This window comes from Photorhabdus africana, from assembly GCF_035181445.1.
In the GTDB taxonomy this organism is placed as follows: Bacteria; Pseudomonadota; Gammaproteobacteria; order Enterobacterales; family Enterobacteriaceae; genus Photorhabdus; species Photorhabdus laumondii.
Genome location: NZ_JAXBVE010000017.1, coordinates 68,276 through 79,771, shown reverse-complemented (window position 1 = coordinate 79,771; position 11,496 = coordinate 68,276). Strand labels below are relative to the sequence as shown.

Below are 11,496 nucleotides of genomic sequence, written 5' to 3'. Positions count from 1 at the left end.
CATAACCTATGAAACCGTGGCTTATTTTTGGTGCAGGTAGTGGCATTGGACGTCATCTCGTGACTGTCGCACTGCAACAAAAACGTCCCGTCATTGCGCTTATCCGCAATTTTCAGCAGGCTACTGAACTGAGTGCTTTAGGTGTCAAAGTGATACAAGGTGATGCCTGTAATGCTGAAGATGTTGAAAAAACGGTACAACATGTAAGTTCAGAAGCAATCGTCTTTTCTACTATTGGTGGAATTGATTCAGATCTCTTTGGCAATATGACTATCATTGATACTATTGAGAAAACTGAAATAACACGTATGTTACTCGTTACCTCAATAGGCTGTGGCGAAGGTTGGAAAACCCTGTCACCCAGAGCTAAATCATTGTTTGGTCAATCTGTCAGACGTAAATCAATGGCAGAAAGCTACCTTCAAACAAGTTCCTTGAATTACACAATTATTCGTCCAGGAGGCTTAACGGATAAACCGGGAACAGGCCATTGCCAAAGATATCAGCATGAAATTCATGGTGCGGTTAGTCGCCAAGATGTTGCACATCAACTGGCAACTATGGCAGAAGAAGAATCTTCATATCAGCAGATTTATACCCTAGTTGATCCAGAGCTTAAACCTGATTGGGCTGTTGCGTAGTCGGTAAGAATAACCACGCATTCATGCGTGGTTATCTAATGATGCTATTTGAGTTCACCCATTGTTTTAAGCTTTTTAGACAATTCACGACGCTCTTTAGAAAGATCCGCATTTTTAATTATATGATCATCTATACGGTCTTCATAATCACTTCTCATATTCATAATGATGCTCTGAATATCCTCAATTGACATACCAGGTTTGATGTATTCGCTCAAGTTATCAAGCAATAAAACACGCTTCTGGTTATCACGTATTTTCTTTTCATTGTCTACAATTTCACGCTGCAACTTATTCTTACGACGAAACATACGTACAAACTCCAGCACATTGTGGAATGACGGCTTATTTACGTTGTCCATTTTCATACCTTTCTTTAACTCAAACGTACAGATTATCCAATTGGACTACACAATACAGCTTAAAGACATTAATAGACAAGTTAGTTTCCGTTCTTTATTGATTTTAATTGATTACATAAACCTGCTAGCTTCCTGATGAAGAGTTCGGCATATTGCTTTAATTGCAAGCAATTGATTAATATCTGATTAATGCGGGTGAATAATGCAGAGCCAATCTTTTACCCGCAAAAGCACCGTTTTTACTCCCCTCAGCTCTTCCTTCCAACGCCCAAATACAATGATCGTTGATCACCATAATCTCCGCAGTTATTAAACCCTATGGATTTCAAGATACATCGCGACAGCAAGGGAGTGAATCCCCGGGAGCATAGGTAACTATGTGACCGGGGTGAGCGAGTGCAGCCAACAAAGAGGCAACTTGAAGGATAACGGGTATAAAATAAACTAAACCCATAACTGAAAATACACACAGAGTACCAATTACTGCCTGTATTATATGCACCACGGTGTTCATCAATATGCTTACTATCTTCATTGATCTAACCCTACAGAGAATTCATCAAATATTTCATTAAATAAATTAAATTTGACATATTCACCTCGTTTATTTTCTCAATACTTCAATGCATGCTGCGGTAGGCAGGTCAATATTGTCAAGGGTAAATGGCCTTAAAACACACAATTTTTTATTCCAAGTACCCAAAATGTTAATAATCCGCTTCCAATCGCGGAACAGAAAGTAGGAAAACCTGTAGACAATATTGATTGCAATTACCTAGATTCTCTAAGATAGTAAGCAACGATTATCTCTATTTTATGTTTATGGCAAAAATGTCATCCATTCTTTGAAAAAGCAGAAAAAACAAACAATTAACATCATTGGACATTGAACAACAGTGAAAAATAGTAGCGAACAACCCACTTTCTACATCCACGACTACGAAACTTTTGGTCAACATCCGGCCTTAGACAGACCGGCTCAATTTGCTGGTGTTCGTACTGATATGGATTTCAATATTATTGAAGAGCCATTAGTTATTTACTGTTCACCTGCTGATGATTATCTGCCGCAACCAGAAGCTGTCATGATTACAGGTATTACGCCTCAAATTGCATTAGAAAAAGGGGTCAATGAAGCGGAATTTGCCCGCCAGATTCATAATGTATTCAGTGTACCGAACAGTTGTATCCTCGGTTATAATAATATTCGGTTTGATGATGAAGTCAGCCGGAATATTTTTTACCGCAATTTTTATGATCCATACGCTTATAGTTGGCAAAAAGGTAATTCCCGTTGGGATTTACTTGATGTATTACGTGCCTGTTATGCCTTGCGCCCCGAAGGTATTGTCTGGCCAGAGAATGAAGATGGTCTGCCTAGCTTTAAATTAGAACATCTGACCAAGGCAAATGGCGTTGAACATTCACATGCTCACGATGCTATGTCCGATGTCTACGCCACAATCGCAATGGCAAAATTACTCAAAGAAGTACAGCCAAGGATGTTCAATTATTTCTTTCAGTTAAGAAATAAGCAGAAAATTAGCGCCCTCATCGATATTCCCCAAATGAAACCGCTGGTTCATGTTTCCGGGATGTTTGGCGCTGCTCGCAGTAACCTCAGTTTGGTTGCACCTCTTGCCTGGCATCCAGTAAATCAGAATGCCGTTATTATGTGCGATTTAGCTGGAGATATTTCACCATTATTGGAACTGGATGCAGATGCATTGCGTGAACGTCTATATACCCGCCATGATGAATTGCAGCCAGATCAACCACCAGTCCCGATAAAACTGGTTCATATTAATAAGTGCCCGATAGTCGCCCCCGATAATACTTTGCGAACAGAAGACGCTGAGCGTATCGGTTTGGATCGTAATTATTGTGAAAGAAATCTGGCTATTCTGCGAAATAATCCACAAATCAGAGAAAAAGTTGTAGCGCTATTTGCAGAGGCAGAACCTTTCCCTGAATCCAATAATGTTGATGCTAAGCTGTATGATGGCTTTTTTAGCAGTGCCGATAAAGCAGCAATGAATATTATCCGTGAGACACTGCCCCAAAATTTACCTGCACTCGATCTGACTTTTCAGGACTCTCGGATTAAAACGCTGTTATTCCGCTATAGAGCCAGAAACTACCCTAATACTCTGACCTATGATGAACAACAACACTGGTTACGTCATCGTCAAGATGTCTTAACTCAAGATAAGCTCAGTGAGTATATATTTATCATTGAGCAGTTCTTCATTGAACACCAAGGCAATGAAGAAAAATGTCGTCAGCTTAAAGCACTCATGGAGTATGCAGTGCAACTGGCTGGATAATTAAACGGGTAGTGAATAAATATAAAACGGCGAGTCATATATACTCGCCTTTCTGATAAGAGTAACTTTCTCATCCATTTTTACACTTAGTACTAACATAGCATTGTCACTACTGAGAATATTGACATTAAGATCCTTCGCCCCAATTTTTTAGCTTGGATGTTTTTCCAATTCCTGGGTTGAGAGTATTAGTAGGATCGGACATCCGATAAAAAGCCTTAAGTTGAGGTTTAGCCTGATATAGATGACCCACATTATGCTCTGCGGGATATTCCGCTCCTCGTTTATCAAGCAGCTCTATCATTCTTTCTTTCAATGCCTGTACGTCCACCCCTTTTTTCACAATGTAATCCTGATGAAACACGTAGCACATAAAATGTCCGCAATAAAGTTTATGTACCAATACATCATCAAACTCTGGGGGTAATTGTTCAAACCATTCACGATCATTGCGGCGCAGAGCGATATCAAGTGACAGGATATTCTCTACTTCGTTGCTATGCACCGCTTGATAACGGATCGCTGAACCACCAGCGGAAAAACGATGCAAGAACGCTTTAGCACCTTCCTCCGGCGTACAAGCAAAGCAATCCCCTTCCACCCGGCTAAAATAGTCTTCCAACCAGCTTCTAGCTTCTTCAACCCCATCACCTGACATTTTTAATATCAAATGGTGCTCAAAACGATTACGATATTCTTTCAAACGTTTAGGCAGGTGGGAAGGAAGTAAGCGACTTAATCCCTGCATAATGCGATCGATAAGATTGGTAGGCAAGAATGGAATTCGGTTGAAAATAGCGTCCATTCTCCCTTTCAAGGTAAAATAAGCCGGCATCTTGTCAGTACCAAGCTTATCAATCATGATGAAAGTATCTTTACCGTAAGTTTCCGCAACATCGAAAATATCCCGGTGCATATATTCACCCGCTACAGGTAAATTATGAAAATTTGCTAATATATGACGACGCAATTCCGTCAATACGCCAGTTTGGTTGGTACCGATATAAAATACTTGAGACAAAGGCTCTGCCGGAAAAGTATCGAGCCTGACAGCAAACACAACCAACTTACCCGCACAACCTGAAGCTTCGAATAAACGGCGCTCGTCAGAATTGAAACGAGATGGAGTATCAGCATCTACGTCACGTACTCGTTGGACATAGTCATGATCAGATGCTTTACGCTGACCCCGCTCTATATCCTGATCACTGTAACGCCGTTCTTCCAGACAAGAGAGAATCTCTTCTGGTGTTTCTCCCAAATAGATACCCAGATGATTAATCAATTCTGGCTTACCACACTCATTAACACGTCCATACAATGCCATTTCAGTGTAAGCCGGCCCACGATGAACTAAAGAACCTCCAGAGTTATTACAGATGCCCCCAATCACGGAAGCGCCAATGCAGGAAGAACCGATAACTGAATGAGGTTCACGTCCCAGCGGCTTGAGCGCACGTTCAAGTTGCCATAATGTACTGCCAGGTAACGCAACTACCTGATTACACTGTTTTAACATCTGAATTTTATTCATGCGCAGCGTGCTAATAATCACTATGTCACGATCGTAATCCTTACCATTTGGGGTAGAACCTTCGGTTATACCCGTGTTAGCCGCCTGCATTAAGATGATTTTATCTGCTTCAACGCAGACCTTAAACACACGCCACTGTTCCACCAGCGAGCCGGGAAATACAACAGCTAAAGCGTCTCCCTTGCCGGAGCGAAAGCCTTTACGATAACGTTCAGTTTTATGGGGAGCCGTCAGGATATGAGATTTACCGACAATATTGGTCAGGGTAGTCATGAGTTGCTGATTTTGAGAGGTCTTTGCATCATTCATAGTCTCTTCCTTAATATACAATCACCTCTCAGAGCATAGATTGTTTTTCTCCGTTTACCGTTGAAATTTTGCTTATCTGTAAGCGACCTCGCTGTTTTTTTTCTTAAGCTCCTTTTCCTTAACTATTACGGTAAAATTAGCAACATAGTAAGAATAATGGCGCCAAATTCGGCGCCATTATTCTTTTGCTAAATATTAAACCATTTCAGAACATTGAGGCATCGGCTGACGGAAGCGACGGGTCAGGAATACCATATAAACCAGACCAATTGCTCCCCAAGTTAGCCCCAATTCCATAGAACTTTGCTCCAGATTCATCCATAGTACGCTAACAGTACAAGCACCTATCACAGGTAATATCAAGAAATTAATAGTATCTTTTAATGTACGGTTACGACGTTCACGGATATAGAATTGAGAAATGACTGATAAGTTTACAAAGGTGAACGCTATCAACGCACCAAAGTTAATCAGAGCTGTTGCAGTAACCAGATCAAAGGTAATCGCAGATAACCCTATGGTGCCTACCAGCAATACGTTGATTACCGGAGTCCGCCATTTTGGATGAACATAGCCAAATATTTTCTCAGGAAATACACCATCGCGCCCCATAACATAGAGTAAACGGGAAACCCCCGCGTGAGCCGCCATACCAGAAGCCAAAACAGTGACACAAGAGAACACCAAAATAATAGATTGGAACAGAGTACCTGCTACATACAGCATAATTTCTGGCTGAGATTCATCTGGGTTCTTGAACCGTGAAATATCCGGAAAATAGAGCTGCAAGAAATAAGAAACCGCAATGAAGATAACACCACCGATTAATACTGTCAGGAAAATCGCTTTCGGAATCACCTTACCAGCATTCGGCGTCTCTTCGGACAACGAACTAATGCCATCAAACCCTAGAAATGAAAAGCATAAAATCGTCGCCCCAGTAATCATTGGGATTAAATGGGCATCCTCAGAAACGAATGGTTTCGCATTCCATAACGTTCCTACTCCTTCTCCGTTGTACACACCGTGGATCAGTAAACCCACAAATACAACCATAATGGCCACCTGAACAATAACAATACCCGTGTTGAGATTAGCAACAACGTTAATGCCACGCAGGTTAAAAGCTGTCATCAGTAATGCAAAACCCACAACGAAGATCCACGGATCTACGCTAGGAAAAATGGCCTGAAGATAAATTTTCGCTAATAAGACATTAATCATCGGCATGAACATATAGTCCAATAGCGATGACCAACCCACCATAAAGCCAACATGCGGACTAATGGATTTTTGTGCATAAGTATATGCAGATCCAGCAGATGGGAAACGTTTTACCAACTTCCCGTAGCTTACGGCGGTAAACAGAATTGCGATCAAAGCAATAGCGTAGGATGTCGCTACATGACCGTCAGTCAAACCAGAAACAATGCCGAAAGTATCAAAGATAGTCATAGGTTGCAGATAAGCAAGACCCATCATCACTACCTGAACCAAGGTCAGTGTTTTTCTGAGCTGAACACGATTGTTAGCACCCGTCTGGTTGGTGCCTAGAGTGATTACAGTATTATGAGACATGAGCGAAACCTCCCATAACTCCGATTCGTGTTATAACACTACTAAATCGACAGTTACTGGGAAGACTTCGCTTCTGCCTATAGGCAGTAGAATTAGAGGCTGGATTATATGCAGAGCTCAATGCTCCATAGTCATCGATGCAGCAGCATGTGCCGATTGGCACAAGTGCGAAAGGAAATAATTGCTCCATATTAGCGTTCCTCATTACGGCAACCGACTCTCGTTGCGGTTGATCGTGGGCCAATTATCTATCCGGCTCAGAGTCCGGCCTCTGGTATAGTAAAAAATAAGTCAAGGCAAAAAAAATAACCGACACATATAAACGCATCAGTTATTTTCCAGTGGGCGAATTCTGCACTTGAAGACCTGAAATAGCAATACTCGCCGCACTAAAAGTTCATTATTTTTTACCACACTCATCGATGACGCTATGGAATTTTACGGTGTCATATACATTTCTTTGACATATACCCGTTATCTTTCAAGTTGCCTCTTGGTTGGCTGCACTCGTTCACCCCGGTCACATAGTTACTATGCTCCCGGGGATTCACTCCCTTGCCATCGCGAAGCATCTTGAAATCCATAGGGTATAGTTAGTTAGAACGCATTATCAAAAGTCGTAATTGATACCAATGTTATAACGACGGCCATCCAAGACTATATCATGGGTGTCTTCAGTCACTTGTTTTTCAAAGACATTATATACCCCCCCTACCAAGCGTAAACCTTCAGCCAGATAATAGCTGACACCAATATCCACAAAGGTATAAGACGGTGTTCCCGTCCCCATAGAGGTACGTGATAAATAATTCGACGTTTTACCACGGTAGTTAACACGGGTCCAAGCTTGCATTTCTGGTGAAGCCTGCCAGTTTAAGGTGGCATTCGCCATATGTTTAGGCATCTTATTCAACGGCTTCCCTTTGAAGTTACCGCTCTTTTGCTCAGAATCAGTATACGTATAGTTTGCAGCCAATACCCAGTTATCAACAATATCCCAGTTCATCGTCGCTTCTACACCACGCATATTGGCTTTATCAATGTTCACACGGTCACTGATAAATTTATAAGCAGTGCCATCAATAACACATTTGCCCTGAGATTTACCACTTGGATCGGTACAACGACGTAATTCAGTAATTTTGTCTTTAAATTCGGTGTTGAATATTGTTAAACCGACATTAAAGTTATCCCGATTGTTCCAGATAACACCAATTTCCTGATTGAAGCTCTTCTCCGGTTTCAAATCCGGATTACCGACGATAATCGCTGGATCACCACCGCCACCCGTAATCTGCCCCCAATTAGATGCCGCCTGACGTAATTCTGGTGAACGATATCCTGTAGAAACGCCACCTTTAATCGTCCATTGTTCATCAACATGCCATACACCGTACAAACGTGGAGTCCAGTGGTCACCGAAGTTTTCGTCTTTATCCATACGGATACCACCGGTCAGAGCAAAGTCATTGGTCATTTGCCATTCATCTTCAGCAAATAACGCCCAACTCCAACGGTTCAGCTTATTGATATTTTTAGCAGAAGCTAATTGATTCCCGCCATCGCGTAAATCTTCATAACGATACTGACCACCTATGCTCAATGAATGATCATCCAACATAAATACTGTATGGGTATTGAACAGGTTATCGTAATATTTCATATCACGACCAGGGTTACGTGATTCATCACGCTGGAAGTACGTTGTCGACGTTCCAAAATCGTAAACGCCATTATGAGTGACAGAATAATTATTTCTTTTATATCGACTTTCGCTATTACCTGGAGATCGCCAACTACTTGTTTTTGTTTTCCCTACAGTAGAATCACGATCTTGCTCATAACGTCCCGCTTCAAAATCAAAAGTATTCTGCTCATCGGGAGTGAAAGAGAAAGTGGCTGAACCATTACGCATTTCCTGTTTGTTAAAACCACCGATAAATTTATCTTCATTACGGTGAGAATACAGGCCGCTCACTTTCAGCCCTAATAATCCATCAATAATTGGACCTGAAGTATACACACTACTCTGATGACTATTACCTGATTTAGAACGCTCCTGCAAAGTGCCATCAGCGCGGAAGCTGGTTTTCCACTCTTTCTGTGCCTTACGGGTAATGATGTTAATCACCCCGCCCATCGCATCAGAACCATAAAGAGAAGACATAGGACCACGAACAACCTCGATACGTTCTATCGCGGCCAATGGCGGCAGCCACCCCTGTTCAATCCCCGAATTATCACGGTTTGGACGAGTACCACGGGTATCAACACGCTTACCATCAACCAGAATCATTGTATATTGAGACGCCATACCGCGAATACTGATATCACTGCTGCTAGCACCACCTGTAACAACGACACCCGGTACATCTTTCAGTGCATCAGTCACATCACGATAAGCCTTAGTTTCCAATTGCTCACGGCTCACCACAGAAATAGACGCTGGCGCATCTTCAATTTTCTGTTGAAAACCTGCTGCCGTAGTGACAAGAATAGTGTCATTACTACTACTAGCCGCAAAAACTGAGCCAGATGAGATTGTAGCAATAATACCTAACGCGATTTTTCTTTTATTAAAAACACCCATTCCCGATTCTCCAAGAGATATATACCCGTCATCTTTCAAGTTGCCTCTTTGTTAGCTGCACTCACTCACCCCGGTCACATAGTTATCTATGCTCCCGGGGATTCGCTCCCTTGCCGCCGCGATGCATCTTGAAATCCATAGGGTATAATTACACTTTATTTATCTATAAATTTATCTATAAAAATGGATAATCAACATGTGCTCAAATAACGAGGATAAAATATTTACCTCTGTGTAGTTTTATTATTTTATAAGTTAAAATGAATTCTCACTCACTAGCTTTGAAACCAACCCATCAACTAATACCTGAGGAATGCCCTGAGAACAACGTTCAATTCTGCCTTTGACACCATAAACCTGTGCCAGACTATCTGGCGTAATAACCTGCTCAGGAATTCCCTCGGCAATTAAATGCCCTTTTTGCAACATTAATACATGGTTACCATGACGCAAAGCGATATTAATATCATGCACAACGACCACAGTAATCATATTCCGCCGATAAGTTTCTTGTGCCACCAACGCCATTACGTGATATTGATAATTTAAATCCAGCGCACTAAGTGGTTCATCTAATAATAATAATGTTGGTTTACGAATTAACGACTGTGCCAATCCGACTAATTGTTTTTGACCGCCAGATAACTGATCTAAATAACATAACGCCAGGTGCTCAATCCCCAACTGACGTAACAACAACATCACTTCTTCTTCACTGGTTTCAGAATGACGCCCTCCGGATGCCCGTTGAGCAACGATAATCGACTCCAATACATGCAAATGAACACCAGCAGGTAAGCTCTGTGGTAAATAAACCACATTTTCCGATCGCTGGACAAAACTCATCTTCATCAAATCTTGACCATCAAGCCAAAGCTGACCTCTTGCACGATTTAAGCCCGCCAAAGAACGCAAAAGTGTTGATTTACCGCTACCATTTGGCCCCAACAATACTGTAATTTTCCCACGAGGCAACGGAGCAACATTCAAATTTTCAATAACTGAATGTTTCGGATAACCCGCAAAAAAATTGCTAATGGTTAATCCCGGGCTCATATGTTCCCCCTATGGCGTAAAATTATACTAAGGAAGAATGGAACCCCAACTAACGCAGTAACGATCCCAACAGGAATAACAACACCTGGGATCAGGTTCTTCGAGGCGATGGACGCCATAGAGAGCACCAGTGCACCAATTAGAGCACTGGCTGGCAAATAGAAACGATGATCTTCACCAAACATCATGCGGGCAATATGTGGCGCAATTAAACCGATAAAGGCAATTGGCCCAACAAATGCAACTGCTAAAGCGGCAAGAATACTGATACGCAATAATGTCCCCAAGCGCAGACGACGAACATCAATACCAAAACTGATTGCACGATCCTCACCCAATCGCAGCGCTGTCAGTTTCCAAGAATTCATCATTGAAATAGGAAAAACGGCTGCAAACACCAACAACATAACACCCAGTTTTATCCAGGTTGCTCTGGCAAGACTGCCCATTGTCCAGAGCACCAGCCCCTGAAGGGTATCTTCCGTTGCAATAAACTGCATCATGGAAACCAATGCTTCAAAGGTAAAGACCAATGCAATACCAAATAATACGACCCCAGACGTAGCAACGCGTGTCCAACGAGTGATCGTATCCAGTACCAATGCAGCCAACAAAGCGAAAATGAAAGCATTCGCAGAGATGAACCATTGATCAGGCACGCCTGGAATACCAATACCAGATACAATCGCCAACGCAGCACCAAATGCAGCCGCTTGAGCAACCCCTAAAGTAGAGGGGCTGGCTAGTGGGTTATTTAAGATCGTCTGCATTTCCGCGCCAGCCAGCCCAAGAGACAAGCCAATCACTACCGCCATCAAGGCATAGGGTAAACGGATATCCCAAACAATTACCCGTGTACCCGCATCCACACTCTCTGGCGACACTAAAGTCTGCCAGAGAGAGGACAAAGATAAACCTGATGGCCCTATCGTAAAATCTAATACCAGTGAAATACCAATAATCAGCACGATGAATACCATCATCACAATACGGCGGTGTAAAATATATCGGTAATGAACTTTTACACTGCTGTCATCTAATTGTTGTTTCACCATTGGCATCGGCTCGGTAGTGGCACTCATTATTCCCGTTACCTGAC

Annotated in this window: 8 protein-coding genes; 2 read left to right on the top strand and 6 right to left on the bottom strand. The window is 42.1% G+C overall.

The features are described 5' to 3' along the window. Positions 1–8: 8 nt before the first annotated feature. Positions 9–641, top strand: coding sequence for an SDR family oxidoreductase (locus SLS51_RS11780; RefSeq protein ID WP_323838514.1), 633 nt, complete (start codon positions 9–11; stop codon positions 639–641). 44 nt (positions 642–685) lie between these two features. Here the strand turns inward: SLS51_RS11780 and tmaR are convergent, their stop codons facing one another. Beyond that, on the bottom strand, positions 686–1,003 hold the full coding sequence (gene tmaR / locus SLS51_RS11775) for a PTS system regulator TmaR (protein WP_323838512.1): 318 nt from the start codon (positions 1,001–1,003) through the stop codon (positions 686–688). Positions 1,004–1,899: 896 nt separating this feature from the next. Here tmaR and sbcB point away from each other — a divergent pair. Continuing rightward, on the top strand, positions 1,900–3,330 hold the full coding sequence (sbcB, locus tag SLS51_RS11770; protein WP_323838510.1) for an exodeoxyribonuclease I: 1,431 nt from the start codon (positions 1,900–1,902) through the stop codon (positions 3,328–3,330). Between the two features lie 127 nt (positions 3,331–3,457). Here sbcB and dld read toward each other — a convergent pair whose 3' ends face one another. The 5 genes from dld to SLS51_RS11745 all read right to left on the bottom strand — a co-directional run bounded on the left by dld (position 3,458) and on the right by SLS51_RS11745 (position 11,479). Beyond that, positions 3,458–5,173, bottom strand: coding sequence for a D-lactate dehydrogenase (dld, locus tag SLS51_RS11765; RefSeq protein ID WP_323838507.1), 1,716 nt, complete (start codon positions 5,171–5,173; stop codon positions 3,458–3,460). Between the two features lie 195 nt (positions 5,174–5,368). After that, positions 5,369–6,751, bottom strand: a complete 1,383-nt coding sequence (locus SLS51_RS11760; RefSeq protein WP_323838505.1) for an APC family permease — start codon at positions 6,749–6,751, stop codon at positions 5,369–5,371. A gap of 610 nt (positions 6,752–7,361) precedes the next feature. After that, the gene (locus SLS51_RS11755) at positions 7,362–9,341 is read right to left on the bottom strand and encodes a ligand-gated channel protein (protein ID WP_323838504.1); all 1,980 of its coding nucleotides are present in this window, start codon (positions 9,339–9,341) and stop codon (positions 7,362–7,364) included. A 255-nt stretch (positions 9,342–9,596) separates the two neighbouring features. Continuing rightward, positions 9,597–10,397 (bottom strand): ABC transporter ATP-binding protein, encoded by an 801-nt coding sequence (locus SLS51_RS11750; protein WP_323838503.1) that lies wholly within the window; start codon positions 10,395–10,397, stop codon positions 9,597–9,599. Then, on the bottom strand, positions 10,394–11,479 hold the full coding sequence (locus SLS51_RS11745) for a FecCD family ABC transporter permease (protein ID WP_323838502.1): 1,086 nt from the start codon (positions 11,477–11,479) through the stop codon (positions 10,394–10,396). The genes SLS51_RS11750 and SLS51_RS11745 overlap by 4 nt, the downstream gene beginning before the upstream one ends. Between the last annotated feature and the right edge of the window lie 17 nt (positions 11,480–11,496).